Here is a 16,071-nt window from a genome sequence, read left to right as displayed (position 1 = left end):
GCATGCACCGGACGCAGCCGGGTGCTCACCCGACCCCGTAGAACAGCCGGTCCACCACCACCCGGGCCCGCCGGGTGGTCCGCCGGTAGTCGTCCAGCAGCTCACCGCTGTGCCCGGCCCCGTACCCGAGGTAGCGGGCCACCCCCGCCAGCTCCCGGGCCTCCCCCGGGAAACTGTCCCCCGGCCGGCCGCGCACCAGCATGACCGCCGACCGCACCCGCGAGGCCAGCACCCAGGCCGCCTCCAGCACCTCCGCGTCCTGCGGCTGCACCAGCCCGCCGTCCACGGCCGCGGCCAGCGCCGCCCTGGTCCGGGTGGTGCGCAGGGCCGGCAGCGCGTGCCCGTGCTGGAGCTGGAGCAGCTGCACCGTCCACTCCACGTCCGCCAGCCCGCCCCGACCGATCTTGGTGTGGGTGGTCGGGTCGGCCCCGCGCGGCAGCCGCTCGGCCTCGATCCGGGCCTTGATCCGGCGGATCTCCACCAGGTCCCGCTCCGGCACCCCGCCGCCCGGGTAGCGCAGCGGGTCGATCAGCTGCCGGAACCGCGCCCCCAGCTCGGCGTCCCCGGCCACCGGCTCGGCCCGCAGCAGCGCCTGACTCTCCCAGGCGTGCGACCAGCGCCGGTAGTACGCCGCATAGGAGGCGAGGGAGCGCACCAGCGGGCCGCTGCGCCCCTCCGGCCGCAGGTCGGCGTCGACCAGCAGCGGCGGCTCGGTGGACGGCGCGCCCAGCTGGGCGCGCAGCTCGTGGCAGACCGCCTGGGCGGCCCGGGCGGCCTCCTCCTCCAGCGAGCCGAGCAGCGGCTCGTGCACGAAGAGCACGTCCGCGTCCGAGCCGTAGCCCAGCTCGCGGCCGCCGAAGCGGCCCATCGCGACGATCGAGATCCGGGTCGGCAGGTCCCCGTTCTCCGCCTCCCAGCCGGCCACGCAGGCCCGCAGCGCGCCCTGCAGGGTGGCGGCGTTCAGCGCGGTCAGCGCCTCCCCCGCGGTGTCCAGCGCCTCCCCGGGCTCCTCCCCCAGCCGGCCGAGGACATCCGCGGCGGCCGTACGGAACAGCTCCCGGCGGCGCACCGAACGGGCGGCGGCCACCGCGGCGGTGGTGGACCCGGCCCGGCCGACGGCGGCCAGGATCTCCCCCTCCAGGGCGGCCCGGCCGCGCGGCTCCAGGCCCTGCGGGTCGCCGAGCATGGCCACCGCCTCGGGGGCACGCAGCAGCAGGTCGGGGGCGAGTCGGCCGGCCGACAGCACCCTGGCCAGCTGCTCGGCGGCGGCGCTCTCGTCGCGCAGCAGCCGCAGGTACCAGGGGGTGCGGCCGAGCGCGTCGGAGACCTGCCGGAAGTTGAGCAGCCCGGCGTCCGGGTCCGCCGAGTCGGCGAACCAGCCGAGCAGCACCGGCAGCAGGGTGCGCTGGATCGCGGCCTTGCGGCTGACCCCGGAGGCGAGCGCACTGATGTGCCGCAGCGCCGCCGCCGGGTCCGCGTAGCCCAGCGCCTCCAGCCGGGCCCGCGCGGCGTCCGGGGTCAGCCCGGCCGCGCCCGGCGGCAGTTCGGCGACGGCGTCGAGCAGCGGCCGGTAGAACAGCTTCTCGTGCAGCCGCCGGACCTCCACCGCGTGCCGCTTCCACTCGCGCTGCAGCGCGGCCACCGGATCGGCGCGGGTGTCGTCGTTGATCAGCGCGGCCAGCGAGCGGGCCAGCCGGCGCTGGTCCTCCGCCTCGGTGGGCATCAGGTGGGTGCGGCGCAGCCGGTACAGCTGGATCCGGTGCTCCAGCGAGCGCAGGAAGCGGTACGCGGTGTCCAGCGAGGCGGCGTCCGCCCGGCCGACGTACCCGCCGCGGGAGAGCGCGGCCAGCGCCTCCAGGGTGTTGCCGCTGCGCAGCGCCGGGTCGGTGCGCCCGTGCACCAGCTGCAGCAGCTGGACGGAGAACTCGACGTCGCGCAGCCCGCCCGGGCCGAGCTTGAGCTGGCGGTCCAGCTCGGTGACCGGGATGGAGTCGATCACCCGGCGGCGCATCTGCTGCACGTCGGTGACGAAGTTGTCCCGGGCGGCGGCCTGCCAGACCATCGGGGCGAGCGCGTCGACGTACGCGGCACCGAGCTCGGCGTCCCCGGCGACCGGCCGGGCCTTGAGCAGTGCCTGGAACTCCCAGGTCTTGGCCCAGCGCTGGTAGTAGGCGAGGTGGCTGGCCAGGGTGCGCACCAGCGGGCCGTTGCGGCCCTCGGGGCGCAGATTGGCGTCCACCGGCCAGATGGTGCCCTCGCCGGTGGTGTCCGCGCAGAGCCGGGTGAGGGCGGCGGCCAGCCGGGTGGCCGCCCTGATCGCCACCTGTTCGTCCACGCCCTCGCGGGGCTCGGCGACGAAGATCACGTCCACGTCCGAGACGTAGTTGAGCTCACGGCCGCCGCACTTGCCCATGCCGATCACGGCGAGCCGGCAGGCCGCGGCGGCGTCCGGGTCCTGCTCGGCGGCGAGGTCCAGGGCGGTCTGCAGGGTGGCGCCGGCCAGGTCGGCGAGCTCGGCGGCGGTCCGGGCGAGGTCGCTGGTGCCGGTCAGGTCGCGGGCGGCGATGGCGAGCAGGCAGCGGCGGTAGGCGATCCGCAGCGCGTCGGCGGGGCTGCGGCCGCCACCGCGGGCGGGCTCGGCCCGACCCCGCTCCGCTCGGCCGTTCTGGGCTCGGCCGGTCTCCTCCCGGCCGTTCTCGGCTCGGACAGGAGCGCCCTCGCCCCGCTCGGCCCGGACGCTCTCGGTCAGCGCGCGGCGGAAGTCCTCCGGGCCCGGGTGCATGTCGCGCAGTTCGAAGGTGACCAGCACGTGCCAGTCCTGCGGGTGCCGGGCCAGGTGGTCGCCGAGCGCGGTGGAGACGCCGAGCACGCCGAGCAGCCGGTCGCGCAGCGGCTTGGAGGTGGTGAGGGTGTCGCGCAGGGTGCGCCGGTCCGCGTCGTCGGCGGCCTCCAGCAGCCGGGCCAGGCCGAGCAGCGCCAGGTCCGGGTCGGCGGTGGCCCCGAGCGCGTCCAGCAGCACCGGGTCGTCGGCCAGCCCTTCCAGTCCGGGGCCCCCCAACAGCCGCACCGCCCGCGCCGGGTCGCCGAACCCGCGCCGGACCAGCCGGTTCTCCGGCCGGCTGACCCGGCTCCCGGCCCGCTGCTCCTCCACCGCCATCGGCCCCTCCATCCGTCAGCCCAAGGGCCCCTCCTCGAACTCCCCGCCTGCGGGGCATGCTCCGGGCGGACGACGGGAGTTCGACGACAGGCCCTAGCAGGTTACGCGCCCGCGCGGCCCGCCGCCGGACACGACCACGGACCGGCCGACCCGGCGCTCGGCGTGGCGTGTCGGCTTGCCCGCCGGCTCCCGGACACGGTGGAGTACCCGCATGGCCAGCCAGGACACCCTCGGCGAGGGCTCCCCCACCGTGTCCCCGCGCCGACGCCCCCTCCGGATCGCGGTCGGTGTGCTCGGCGACCTGCTGTTCACCACCGGCGTGCTGTTCGCCCTGCTGGTCGCGTACTCGCTCTGGTGGACCGACCTCACGGCCGCCCGGCACGCGGGCGTCGCCGCCGGGCAGTTGCGCCAGAGCTGGTCGGTGGCGGCCCCGGTGGCCCCCGCGGCCCCCGCGGCCCCTCCGACCGACTCCGCGAGCCCCGCAGCCCCCGCCCCCGTCGACGGCGGCGGGGGCATCGGCTTCCTGCACGTGCCCGCGCTGGGTGCCGGCTACCAGGTGATGATCAAGATCGGCACCGACGAGGACACCCTCGCGGACGGCGTCGCCGGGGCCTACACGACGCCGTACGCCGCCGCGATGCCCTGGGAGGAGCAGGGCAACTTCGCCCTCGCCGCGCACCGCGACGGCCACGGCGCGGTGTTCCACGACCTGGACCAGCTCAAGCCGGGCGATCCCCTGGTCGTGGAGACCCGCGACCGCTGGTACGTCTACCGGGTGGACGCCACCCTGCCCGAGACCTCCAAGGACGACGTCGGCGTCATCGCCCCGGTGCCCACCGGCTCCCCGTACACCGCGCCGGGCCGATACATCACCCTGACGACCTGCACACCCGTCTACACCTCGCGCTACCGCATGGCCGTCTGGGGCAGCCTGGTCCGGGAACAGTCGGTGGACCCGGGCCGTACCCCACCCCCCGAACTGCGCGAGCGGTGACCCCCGAACGCCCACAGCACACCGCCCCGGCCGTCGACCGGCCGGGGCGGTGCCCGTCTGGAGCCACGCCGCTCACGCGCGTCGGCGGCCGAACCTCATCGCTGCCGCACCGGCCGCGAGCAGCGCGGCCGAGAGCCCGAGCATGATCGGCGTGCCCTGGGCACCCGTGTGGGCCAGCTCCCCGTGGTGGTGGTGTCCGGGCTTCATCTCGTGCCCGGAGCCGCCGTGGTGGACCGCCTTGTACGGCCGCTCCTCCGCGACGAACTTGATCTTGTTCAGGTTGTGCGCGGACTGCTGGTTGGTCTGACTCTGCTGGTTGGACAGCTGGTTGGACTGCGAGGCCGAGTTCTGCGCGTTGTTGTTCGCGGAGTTGTTGGCGGCGTTGTTCGAGTTGCTGGTGGAGCTGTTGTTCGCCGTGCTGGCGGCGCTGTTGTTCGCGCTGTTGTTGAGGTTGTTGTTGACGTTGTTCTGCACGATGACGGTCACGTCGACGTGCTGGTCCTGCCCCTGGCTCTGCTGGCCGTTCTGGCTCTGGGCGACGTTCTGGTCCTGAGCGACGTTCTGGTCGACGTTCTGGCTCTGGTCCTGACCCTGCGCCTGGTCCTGACCCTGATTCTGGCCCTGATTCTGGCCCTGGTTCTGGCCCTGGCCCTGGTTCTGCTCGTTGCCCTGACCCTGCTGCTGTCCGCCCTGGCCGCCGTGGCCGCCGTGCTCGCCGTGTTCCCCGTGCTCCTCGTGGCCGCCGTGCTCGCCGTGGCCCTCGTGACCACCGTGCTCCCCGTGCTCGCCGTGGCCCTCGTGACCACCGTGCTCCCCATGCTCGCCGTGCTCCCCGTGCTCCCCGTGCTCGCCGTGCTCCCCGTGCTCCCCATGCTCGCCGTGCTCCCCGTGCTCCCCGTGCTCGCCGTGCTCCCCGTGCTCCCCGTGCTCCCCGTGTTCGCCGGGGGGGCAGATGCACTCGGGGAGCCCGTGGTTGCCGTGGGCGTCCTCGTCGCAGAACTCGCCGCCGGCCCCCTGCCCCATGGGGAGTCCGAGCGCCGACTGCTCGCCCATCGGCTGGCCGCGCTCGGGGTCGCCCTCGCCCGCCTGGCCCGGGTCACCCTGCTCGGTGGCGGCGGGCGGCTCCGTGGTGTCCGACTGCGAGATGCTGCGACCGGTGAAGGTCCAGGTTCTGTTGGAGGAGCTGGTGTCCTCCCGGGCCAGCAGCATGAGGCTGTCGACCCAGTCGCCCTGGGCCTCCGCCGACTCGGAGGCTGTGCCGTGCTCGACGAAGGTCGAAGCGTAGGCCGTGTGACCGGCACCCAGGACGAGGGTGGCCGAGGCCAGTCCGGAGAGGACCAGGGTGGTGATTCGAGTACGCATGACACTCCAGGATGATCCGCAAAACGGATCTTCTGAATACGTCCCCTCGCCACCCGGCCACGGTGCGCACCGCTGCAGAGTAATCAGATCGGCTCAACCGATTAGCGAGTACGGGCGACACTCGTCCGCACGAACAGAACGGGCCCGCTCCGACCGGAGCGGGCCCGCCTGGCGTTCGACCGACCGTCAGAGCACCTGGAGGTTCTTGCGCAACTCGAACGGGGTGACCTCGGAGCGGTACTCCTCCCACTCCTGGCGCTTGTTGCGCAGGAAGAAGTCGAAGACGTGCTCGCCCAGCGTCTCGGCGACGAGTTCGCTGCGCTGCATCAGGTCGATGGCCTCGCCGAGGTTCTGCGGCATCGGCTGGATGCCGAGGGCGCGGCGCTCGGAGTCGGACAGCGCCCACACGTCGTCGTCGGCGCCGGGCGGGAGCTCGTAGCCCTCCTCGATGCCCTTCAGGCCGGCCGCGAGGGTGACGGCGTAGGCGAGGTAGGGGTTGCAGCCGGTGTCGAGGGAGCGGACCTCGATCCGGGTGGAGCCCTGCTTGCCCGGCTTGTACATCGGCACCCGGATCAGCGCCGAGCGGTTGTTGTGGCCCCAGCAGATGTAGGACGGCGCCTCGCCGCCGGCGCCGGCGGTGCGCTGGGAGCCGCCCCAGATGCGCTTGTAGGAGTTCACCCACTGGTTGGTGACGGCGGCGGTCTCGGCGGCGTGCTTCAGCAGGCCGGCGATGAAGGATCTGCCGACCTTGGAGAGCTGGTACTCGGCGCCGGACTCGTGGAAGGCGTTGCGGTCGCCCTCGAACAGCGAGACGTGGGTGTGCATGCCGCTGCCGGGGTGCTCGGAGAACGGCTTGGGCATGAAGCTGGCGTGCACGCCCTGCTCCAGCGCGACCTCCTTCATGACCAGACGGAAGGTCATGATGTTGTCGGCGGTGGACAGCGCGTCGGCGTAGCGCAGGTCGATCTCCTGCTGACCGGGGGCGCCCTCGTGGTGGGAGAACTCCACCGAGATGCCCATCGACTCCAGCATGGTGATCGCCTGGCGGCGGAAGTCGTGGCCGACCCCCCGCGGGGTGTGGTCGAAGTAGCCGGACTGGTCGGCGGGGATCGGCGCGGTGCCGTCGCCGGGCAGGTTCTTCAGCAGGAAGAACTCGATCTCCGGGTGGGTGTAGAAGGTGAACCCCAGGTCGGAGGCCTTCTCCAGGGTCCGCTTGAGCACGAACCGCGGGTCGGCGTAGGACGGCGAGCCGTCCGGCATCAGGATGTCGCAGAACATCCGGGCGGTGCCCGGGGTCTCCGAGCGCCACGGCAGGATCTGGAAGGTCGTCGGGTCCGGCTTGGCGATCATGTCGGACTCGTACACCCGGGCGAAGCCCTCGATCGCGGAGCCGTCGAACCCGATGCCCTCCTCGAAGGCCTGTTCCAACTCGGCCGGCGCCACCGCGACCGACTTGAGGAACCCGAGCACGTCGGTGAACCACAGCCGGACGAACCGGATGTCACGCTCTTCGAGCGTCCGAAGCACGAACTGCTGCTGCTTGCCCATGGGGACAGTCTCACCTCTGCTCTTTACGCTCGTGTTACGCCCCGGAGGCCTCCCGGCGACCCCTCGCTGCGACTGCCCCCATCATGGCCGATCATCGCCCGGGACGGCAGTGCCGACCCCCTGCTCCACCCCCGGACCGACCCCCGGCCGGGACATTGCGTCAGATAGACGATTACACTTTGAGCCATGCCCAATCTCCGTCTCGCCCTGAGCCAGATCGACCCCTGGGTCGGTGACCTCGCCCGCAACAGCGATGAGGTGGTGCGCTGGACCAAGCAGGCCGTCGAGGCCGGCGCGCAGCTGGTCGCGTTCCCCGAGATGGCCCTCACCGGGTATCCGGTCGAGGACCTCGCCCTGCGCCGTTCGTTCGTGGAGGCCTCGCGCGGCGCGCTGGTCGAGCTGGCCGGGCGGCTGGCGGCCGAGGGGCTGGGCGAGGTGCCGGTGGTGGTCGGCTACCTGGGGCGCTCCGAGCACGCCTCGCCGCGCTTCAACCGGCCGGCCGGATCGCCGCAGAACTGCGCCGCCGTGCTGCACGGGGGCGAGGTGGTGACCCGCTTCGCCAAGCACCACCTGCCCAACTACGGCGTGTTCGACGAGTTCCGCTGGTTCGTCCCGGGCGACCAGCTGCCGGTGGTCCGGGTGCACGGGGTGGACGTCGCGCTGGCCATCTGCGAGGACATCTGGCAGGACGGCGGCCGGGTGACCGCGGCCCGCGAGGCCGAGGCCGGGCTGCTGCTGGTGATCAACGGCTCGCCGTACGAGCGGAACAAGGACGACCAGCGGCTGGAGCTGGTCCGACGCCGGGCCGTCGAGGCGGGCTGCACCCTGGCGTACGTCAACATGGTCGGCGGTCAGGACGAGCTGGTCTTCGACGGCGACTCGATCGTGGTCGGCGCGGACGGCGAGGTCATCGCCCGTTCCCCGCAGTTCGAGGAGCACCTGCTGGTGCTGGACCTCGACCTGCCGCCCGCCAGCAGCGACCACACCGACGGCCTGCTGCTCAGCGACGGCCTGCACCTGGTCCGCTCCGAGCTGGGCGGCGAGCCGGGGCCCGCACCCGCGGAGAAGCTGACCGCCGAGGTCGCGCCGCGGCTGTCGGACGAGGCCGAGATCTGGGCCGCGCTGGTCTCCGGCACCCGGGCGTACGTGGAGAAGAACGGTTTCCGCTCGGTGCTCCTCGGCCTCTCGGGCGGCATCGACTCGGCACTGGTGGCCTCGATCGCGGTGGACGCGATCGGCGCCGAGAACGTGTACTGCGTCTCGATGCCCAGCCGCTACTCCTCGGAGCACTCCAAGGGCGACGCGGCCGACCTGGCCCGCCGCACCGGACTGCACTTCCGGACCGTCCCCATCGCCCCGATGTTCGACGCCTACCTGGCCGCCACCGAGCTGACCGGCCTGGCCGAGGAGAACCTGCAGTCCCGGCTGCGCGGCACCCTGCTGATGGCGATCTCCAACCAGGAGGGGCACATCGTGCTCGCGCCCGGCAACAAGAGTGAGCTGGCGGTCGGCTACTCGACCCTGTACGGCGACTCGGTGGGCGCGTTCGGGCCGATCAAGGACGTCTACAAGTCGCTGATCTTCCGGCTGGCCCGCTGGCGCAACGAGGAGGCCGTGGGGCGCGGCGAGGTGCCGCCGATCCCGGAGAACACGATCACCAAGCCGCCGTCCGCCGAGCTGCGCCCCGACCAGGTCGACACCGACTCGCTGCCGGACTACGACCTGCTGGACAGCGTGCTGGACCGCTACATCGAGGGCGACGAGGGCCGGGATGCGATCGTGGCGGCCGGCTTCGACCCGGCCGTGGTGGACCGGGTGGTGCGGCTGGTGGACACCGCCGAGTACAAGCGGCGCCAGTACCCGCCGGGCCCGAAGGTCTCGGTGAAGAACTTCGGCCGGGACCGGCGCCTGCCGATCACCAACCGCTGGCGCCGCGGCTGAGGCTACGAGGAGTACCGGTAGGTGGCGGCCACCGCGAGGTGGTCGCTGCCGTCCCGGGGCAGGGTGCGGGAGTCGACCGGCTTGAGCCCGCCCTTGCTCATGATCTGGTCGATCCGGGCCATCGGGAAGGACGCCGGCCAGCTGAAGCCGAAGCCGTCCCCGGCGGCGCCCTGGGCCGAGCGCATCTGCGAGGTGACCGGCGCCAGGCTGCGGTCGTTCATGGTGCCGTTGAGGTCGCCGAGCAGCAGCACCTTCTTGACCGGCTCGGCCTGGATCGCGTCGCCGAGCGCCTGCGCGCTGACGTCCCGCTGGTCGACGGTGAAGCCGCCCTCGGCCTTCAGCCGCACCGAGGGCAGGTGGGCGACGTACACCGCGAGCGGGCCCTGCGGGGTGCTGACCTCGGCCCGGAAGGCCCTGGTCCAGCCCATCCTGAGGTCCACCGGCGAGATCCCCTCGATCGGGTACTTCGACCAGAGCCCGACCGTGCCCTGCACCGTGTGGTACGGGTAGGCCCCGGCGAGGCCGGTCTCGTACGAGCGCAGTGCCGTGCCGGCCAGCTCCTGCAGGGCGACGATCTGGGCGCCGGAGGCCACCAGCCCGCGGACGGTGCCCGGCACGTCGGTGTTGCCGGCGGCGACGTTGTGGCTGACCACCGTCCAGTCGCCCTTGCCGCCGTTCTTGTCGGTCAGCAGGCCGCCGAACAGGTTGGCCCAGAGCACGACGGGCAGCAGCAGGGCGAGCAGCGCGGTGGCGGAGCGGCGCAGCAGCGCGGGCACCAGCAGTACCGGGACGGCCAGGCCCAGCCAGGGCAGGAAGGTCTCCAGCAGGCTGCCGAGGTTGCCGACGCCGTTGGGCACCTCGGCGTGGAAGGCGAGCAGCGCGGCGGTGAGCACGGCCAGGGCGGCGACCACCAGGCCGCGCCGCCAGGTGGTGGCGCCGCGGGCGTCGCGGCCCCAGGTGCGCAGGCCGAGGAAGCCGCCGGGGCGGGCCGCGGGGGCCGCGTCGTCGGCTCCGCCGGGGGCCGCGATCCGTTCGGTCCTGTCCGCCTGCGCCATTCGTGGCTCCGTTCGCTCGTGCCGTCTGCCGGTCCGGAGTCCGGCCCGCGGGGTACGGGCGCAGGGCCGGACTGGTGCCGGTTCGATCGGATTCCCGGCTCAGCCTATGCCGGGACAGACGTCACGCTTTCGGAGCGGGTTCCGGCGTGGCCCGGTTTGGTGAGCCAGGCCACGTCCGAGGTGGTCAGTATCGGCACTAACGCGGTGAGAGGCCTTCGAGCAGGGAGTCGACCATCGTGCGGGCCAGGTCGGGGTCATCCAGGTCGGAGTCGTCCCACAGGATGCTGCGGTAGAGGATCGGGCCCATCAGGAGGTCGCCGAGCAGCTCCAGGTCGAGGTCGGCGCGCAGCACGCCCTCGTCCACGGCGCGGCGGATCAGGGCCAGGCCGGCCTCGCGGCGCGGCTTGATCACCCGTTCGCGGTAGGCGTTGTGCAGCTCGGGGAGGCTGTGCATCTGGCCCAGGGCGGCCTTGAGCACCCAGCGGGTGCGCTTGGCGAGGCCGCGCCGGCGCATGTAGTCGATCATCTCGATCAGGTCGTCCCGGGCGCTGGCGCCGGTCGGCTCCGGCATCGGGACCTCCAGCTTGCCGACCACGTCGACCAGCAGGGCCTCCTTGTTGGGCCAGCGCCGGTAGATGGTGGCCTTGCCGACGCCGGCGGCCGTGGCGATGCCCTCGATGGTGAGTTCGGACAGCGTCGTGCCGCCGGCCATCAGGTCCACGACCGCGGCGATGATGGCCTGCTCGGCCGCCTCGCTGCGCGGCCGGCCGCGGCGTACGGCGGCGCAGGCCTGCCCGGTGTCGGCGGTCGGGGTGTCCGTCTTCATCCCCGCTGTTCTCCCTCGCTGTCCCCGGGCGCGCGGGCGCCGTCGGTGTCGTGGGCGGTCCGTACGGCGGGCGGGGGCCCGCCGGACCGAGCCCTGCCACCCCTGGCGTGTTTCGGGGTGGCAGGGCCATTGTCACTCAGTCGTCATCGGCCGTTGGGCCGTGGGCCGTTCCGGCCCCCGTCCGGACGTCCGCGGGCGTCGGCAGACCTCCGTGGACGTGCGCCGGTCAGCGGGCGTCCGCCGGTCAGGCGTCCGCGGCCGCGGCCTGCCGGGACTGGTCGCGCTGCTCGGCGTTCGCGCCCGCCGACTCCGCCGACCCCGCCGGGCCGCCCGGAGCGGCCGGACCGCCGGGCGCGGCCGTACGGCGCGGGAGCAGGAACCAGGCGACCAGCGCGCCGACCACCGAGATGCCCACGGAGACCCCGGCGACCACGTGCATGGCGTGGATGAAGGCGTCGTTCGCGGGGGTGATCAGCGCCGCGCCGCCCGGGATCCGGTCGGCGATGGCCAGGGTGGCCTCCAGCGACTCGCCGGCCTTGTCCCGCAGGTTCTCGGGCAGGTGGGTCAGCGTGTCGGCCATCCCGTCGCGGTAGACGGTGGAGAGCAGCGCGCCGAGCACGGCGACGCCCAGCGAGCCGCCGACCTGGCGGAACGTGTTGTTGACGGCTGAGCCGGCGCCGGCCTTCTCGCGGGGCAGCGAGCCCATGATCGCGACGGTGACCGGCGGCATGACGTGCGCCATGCCGGTGCCCATGACCAGGCCGAGCAGCATCAGCACCCAGATCGGGGTACTGGCGGTCAGCACGGTGTAGCCGACGAAGCCGAGCGCGACCAGCAGCATGCCGCCGGCGGCGGTGGGGGCGACCCCGAGGCGGTCGACCACCAGCCGGGCCCGCGGCGCGAACAGCAGCTGGCCGAGGGCCAGCGGCAGCATCAGCAGACCGGCCTGCAGGGCGCTGTAGCCGCGCACGCTCTGGATGTAGAAGACGCCGAAGAACGAGACGCCCATCAGCGCGAAGAAGATCACGCCGACGACCACCACGGAGGCGCTGAAGACCTTGTTGCGGAACCAGGTGACGTCCAGTGCGGGGAACGCGGTGCGGCGCTCGAACCAGACGAAGGCGACCAGGGCGACCACGCCGACCAGGGTCGGCGCCCAGGCCTCGGCGGCGGTGAAGTCGGCCAGTTCGCCGCCCTTGATGATGCCGTAGATCAGCGCGACCAGGCCGATGATCGACAGCAGCACGCCCACCGGGTCGAGCTTGCCCGGGTTGGGGTCCTTGGACTCCGGCACCAGGATCGCCATCGCGATCACCGCGACGATCACGACCGGGACGTTGATCAGGAAGACCGAGCCCCACCAGAAGTGCTCGATCAGCAGACCGCCGGTGATCGGGCCGATGGCGATGGCCAGGCCGACCGCGCCGGCCCAGATGCCGATCGCTTTGGGCTGCTCGGAACGCTCGAAGACGTTCATGATGATCGCCAACGTGGCGGGCATCGCGAGCGCGGCGCCGACGCCCATCAGGGCGCGGAAGCCGATGAGTTCACCGGGCGAGCCGGCCATCGCGGACAGCAGCGAGGCGATCCCGAAGACCACCATGCCGGCCAGCAGTGCGAGCTTGCGGCCGAAGCGGTCGCCGAGCAGGCCCGAGGTGAAGAGGAGCCCGGCGAACACCAGGGTGTAGGAGTTGATCGACCACTCCAGGTCGCTCTGGGTGGCACCGAGGCCGACCGGAGCGGGGGTTGCGATGGTCTTCATCGCGACGTTGAGGATCGAGTTGTCGAGCACGACGACGAGCAGGGCGAGCACCAGGGTGCAGAGGATCGCCCAGCGCCGACGGTGGATGGCTTCCGGTACGCGTGATGGCGCAGCGGCGGTGGTCATGGTCTTTCCCGTCCGTGTTGGCGTGGCACTGGCGGGCAATTCCGAGGCGCGAATTCCGAACCGCAGACGTCTCGTAACCCCCCGCACCAGAGTAGCGGGGAATACGATACGAGACGAGTCCGTTTCGTAAAAACACGGCAAAGCCCGACGGGTGTGGCACGGAGCACACCGGGACGCACGCACCCCTCTTTGCGCCCGCGCCGGGGCGTGCAAGCATGGAGGTGATCCGGGGACGCCGCACGGCGCCACGAGACGACAACCCTTCAGGAGCCCGTTCCATGAACGCTTCTTCGCCTTCGCCTGCCCAGAACCAGGCGTCGACCGCCACGCTCTACGGCGGGGTCACCAACCGCCGCGTCACCGTCCGCGACCTCGCCACCGCCAAGCAGCGCGGCGAGAAGTGGTCGATGCTGACCGCCTACGACGCCCTGACCGCGGGCGTGTTCGACGAGGCCGGCATCCCGGTCCTGCTGGTCGGCGACTCGGCGGGCAACTGCCACCTCGGCTACGAGACCACCGTGCCGGTGACCATGGATCAGATGGTGATGCTCTCCGCCGCCGTCGTCCGCGGCACCAAGCGGGCGATGATCGTCGCCGACCTGCCGTTCGGCTCGTACCAGGAGTCCCCCGCGCAGGCCATGCACAACGCGGCCCGGCTGATGAAGGAGGCCGGGGTCGGCGCGGTCAAGCTGGAGGGCGGCGAGCGCAGCGCCCGCTCGATCGAGCTGCTGGTCGAGGCCGGCATCCCGGTGATGGCGCACATCGGCCTCACCCCGCAGTCCGTGCACGCCTTCGGCGGCTACCCGGTCCAGGGCCGCGGCGACGAGGCGGCGCACCAGCTGCTGCGCGACGCCAAGGCCGTCCAGCAGGCGGGCGCCTTCTCGGTGGTGCTGGAGGCGGTGCCGGCCGAGCTGGCCGCCCAGGTCACCGAGCAGCTGGCGATCCCGACCGTCGGCATCGGCGGCGGGCCCGACACCGACGCCCAGGTCCTGGTCTGGACCGACATGGCCGGCATGACGGCCGGGCGGGTGCCGAAGTTCGTCAAGAAGTACGCCGACCTGCGGACCGTCCTGGGCGACGCCGCCCGGGCGTTCGCCGAGGACGTCCGCGGCGGCGCCTTCCCGGCGGAGGAGCACAGCTTCCACTGATGCCACGCGCACGGCCCCGTTCCGCACGCCGGAGCGGGGCCGCTGTCATGCCCGGCCGACCCGTGACAGCAGCGTGACAGCCGGCTGGCAGCGGGCCGTCCGGGCCGCCTCCGCGCTGACAGGGGGCTGACAGCCGGGGCGGACAACCTGAAGGCATGACACGAATCGCCACCGCCCGGAACGACCGGGGAAGCGCCGCGGGCAACGCCGTCGAGGTCCACGGCATCGTCAAGCACTTCGGCGCCACCAAGGCCCTCGACGGGGTCGACCTCACCGTCCGCGAAGGCACCGTCCTCGCCCTGCTCGGCCCCAACGGCGCCGGCAAGACCACCCTGGTACGCGTCCTGTCCACCCTGATCAAGCCGGACGCCGGCACCGCCTTCGTCGGCGGCTACGACGTCCTGCGCCAGCCCAAGCAGCTGCGCCGCACGATCGGCCTCACCGGCCAGTACGCCTCCGTCGACGAACTGCTCTCCGGCTACGAGAACCTCTATCTGATCGGCCGGCTGCTCGACCTCTCCAGCCGCGAGGCCAAGGCCCGCGCCACCGAACTGCTGGAGCGCTTCTCGCTCACCGACGCCGCCAAGCGGATCGCCAAGACCTACTCCGGCGGCATGCGCCGGCGCCTCGACCTGGCCGCCAGCATGATCGGCCGCCCCCGGGTGCTCTACCTGGACGAACCCACCACCGGCCTGGACCCGCGCACCCGCAACGAGGTCTGGGACGAGGTGCAGCGGATGGTCGCCGAGGGCAGCACCGTGCTGCTGACCACCCAGTACATGGAGGAGGCGGAGCAGCTCGCGAACGAGCTGACCGTCATCGACCGCGGCAGGGTGATCGCCAACGGCGGCGTCGCCGAGCTCAAGGCCAAGGTCGGCGGCCAGATCCTCCAGGTCCGCCCGGCCCACCCGGCCGAGCTGCCGGAGATGGCCCGTTGCCTGCACGAGACCGGCATCCGCTCCGCCACCTTCTCCCCCGACGACGGCCTGCTCGCGGTGCCGCTCGTCGACGAGCAGCAGCTCACCACCGTGATCGGGGTGCTCGGCGGACGCGGCTTCGCGATCGCCGGCATCGACACCAAGGTGCCCAGCCTGGACGAGGTCTTCCTCGCCATCACCGGCAAGCCCACCGCCGACGCGGCCACCGCGGCCGCCGCCGACCTCGTCAAGGAGCCCGTCGCATGACCACCGCCACGCTCGCCCCCGCCCGGGCCGGGGACACCCACGCCGAGGACCGCATCGGCCTGGCCGCCACCCTGCGCCACATCGGCGCGCTGACCCGCCGCAACCTGATGCGGATCAAGGCCGACCCGGAGTCGATGTTCGACGCCGTGCTGATGCCGATCATCTTCACCGTGCTGTTCGTCTACGTCTTCGGCGGCGCGATCTTCGCCGACGACCCGGACAGGTACAAGCAGTTCATGATCCCCGGCCTGCTCGGGCAGACCGGCATGACGCTGGCGCTGGCCGTCGGCACCGGGCTGAACACCGACTTCCAGACCGGGGTGATGGACCGGTTCCGCACCCTGCCGATCGGCCGGGCCTCCGTCCTGCTGTCCAAGATGGTGGCGGAGACGCTGCGCGCCCTGCTCTCCTCGGCGATCCTGCTGACCTTTGCGTTCATCCTCGGCTTCGAGCTGAAGACCGGAATCCCGGAGCTGCTGGCCACGATCGGCCTGTCGCTGGTGTTCGGCATGTCGATCGTCTGGATCTCGATGCTGCTGGGCATGTCGCTGCGCAGCGCGCAGGCCGTCCAGGGCGTCTCCATGCTGGTCCTGATGCCGCTGCAGTTCGGCAGCTCGATCTTCGCGCCGACGAGCACCATGCCGGGCTGGCTGCAGGCCTTCACCAAGGTCAACCCGCTGTCCGCGCTGGCCGACGCCTCCCGCGCGCTGCTCAACGGCGAGGGGGCGGTGGCCCACCCGGTGATGGTGGTGCTGATCTGGTCCGCGGCCTCGACCGCGATCTTCGCCCCGCTCGCGGTCGCCCGCTTCCGCAAGCGGACCTGACCTTGCGGACCACCGTCGGCCCGCCTCCGGGGGAGGCCGACGGACGGGATGGCCGGCGCCCGGGACAGGCGCCGGCCGTCGTACGGGCCCGGCGGCCGGTGACCAGGGGACGGGCACCGGCCGCCGGGCCCACACCTATTCGAT

Annotated in this window: 11 protein-coding genes; 5 read left to right on the top strand and 6 right to left on the bottom strand. The window is 72.7% G+C overall.

Annotated features, from left to right (window positions below; genetic code table 11):
• Positions 1-25: 25 nt before the first annotated feature.
• Entirely contained in the window at positions 26-3,157 is a 3,132-nt protein-coding gene (locus tag BX285_RS13345; protein WP_121177476.1) for a bifunctional [glutamine synthetase] adenylyltransferase/[glutamine synthetase]-adenylyl-L-tyrosine phosphorylase, read from the bottom strand.
• Between the two features lie 211 nt (positions 3,158-3,368).
• Between BX285_RS13345 and BX285_RS13340 the strand changes: the two genes are divergently transcribed.
• The gene (locus BX285_RS13340; RefSeq protein WP_121175247.1) at positions 3,369-4,151 is read left to right on the top strand and encodes a class E sortase; all 783 of its coding nucleotides are present in this window, start codon (positions 3,369-3,371) and stop codon (positions 4,149-4,151) included.
• A gap of 72 nt (positions 4,152-4,223) precedes the next feature.
• Here BX285_RS13340 and BX285_RS13335 read toward each other — a convergent pair whose 3' ends face one another.
• Entirely contained in the window at positions 4,224-5,513 is a 1,290-nt protein-coding gene (locus BX285_RS13335) for a hypothetical protein (protein ID WP_121175246.1), read from the bottom strand.
• A gap of 186 nt (positions 5,514-5,699) precedes the next feature.
• The gene (gene glnA / locus BX285_RS13330) at positions 5,700-7,061 is read right to left on the bottom strand and encodes a type I glutamate--ammonia ligase (RefSeq protein ID WP_097238167.1); all 1,362 of its coding nucleotides are present in this window, start codon (positions 7,059-7,061) and stop codon (positions 5,700-5,702) included.
• A gap of 186 nt (positions 7,062-7,247) precedes the next feature.
• On the opposite strand from glnA, the gene BX285_RS13325 reads away from it, so the two are divergent.
• On the top strand, positions 7,248-9,002 hold the full coding sequence (locus tag BX285_RS13325) for an NAD+ synthase (RefSeq protein WP_121175245.1): 1,755 nt from the start codon (positions 7,248-7,250) through the stop codon (positions 9,000-9,002).
• Positions 9,003-9,004: 2 nt separating this feature from the next.
• Here the strand turns inward: BX285_RS13325 and BX285_RS13320 are convergent, their stop codons facing one another.
• From BX285_RS13320 to BX285_RS13310, 3 genes are all read right to left on the bottom strand, one after another.
• The gene (locus BX285_RS13320) at positions 9,005-10,057 is read right to left on the bottom strand and encodes an endonuclease/exonuclease/phosphatase family protein (RefSeq protein WP_097238165.1); all 1,053 of its coding nucleotides are present in this window, start codon (positions 10,055-10,057) and stop codon (positions 9,005-9,007) included.
• Positions 10,058-10,253: 196 nt separating this feature from the next.
• On the bottom strand, positions 10,254-10,883 hold the full coding sequence (locus tag BX285_RS13315) for a TetR/AcrR family transcriptional regulator (RefSeq protein WP_097238164.1): 630 nt from the start codon (positions 10,881-10,883) through the stop codon (positions 10,254-10,256).
• A gap of 244 nt (positions 10,884-11,127) precedes the next feature.
• On the bottom strand, positions 11,128-12,771 hold the full coding sequence (locus BX285_RS13310) for an MFS transporter (RefSeq protein WP_121175244.1): 1,644 nt from the start codon (positions 12,769-12,771) through the stop codon (positions 11,128-11,130).
• Positions 12,772-13,049: 278 nt separating this feature from the next.
• Here BX285_RS13310 and panB point away from each other — a divergent pair, with 278 nt between their 5' ends.
• From panB to BX285_RS13295, 3 genes are all read left to right on the top strand, one after another.
• Positions 13,050-13,919: a 3-methyl-2-oxobutanoate hydroxymethyltransferase gene (gene panB / locus BX285_RS13305; protein WP_030056941.1), complete on the top strand. Its 870-nt coding sequence runs from the start codon at positions 13,050-13,052 to the stop codon at positions 13,917-13,919.
• A 155-nt stretch (positions 13,920-14,074) separates the two neighbouring features.
• The gene (locus BX285_RS13300) at positions 14,075-15,103 is read left to right on the top strand and encodes an ATP-binding cassette domain-containing protein (RefSeq protein WP_097238162.1); all 1,029 of its coding nucleotides are present in this window, start codon (positions 14,075-14,077) and stop codon (positions 15,101-15,103) included.
• Positions 15,100-15,927 carry an ABC transporter permease gene (locus BX285_RS13295; protein WP_097238161.1) on the top strand — a complete coding sequence of 276 codons (828 nt, stop codon included), beginning with the start codon at positions 15,100-15,102 and terminating at the stop codon, positions 15,925-15,927. The genes BX285_RS13300 and BX285_RS13295 overlap by 4 nt, the downstream gene beginning before the upstream one ends.
• Positions 15,928-16,071: the final 144 nt, after the last annotated feature.

The sequence above is a fragment of the Streptomyces sp. 1114.5 genome, from assembly GCF_003635085.1.
GTDB lineage: Bacteria > Actinomycetota > Actinomycetes > Streptomycetales > Streptomycetaceae > Kitasatospora.
The sequence above is the reverse complement of the archived record's forward strand: the minus strand, read 5'-3'. Positions and strand labels throughout refer to the sequence as shown.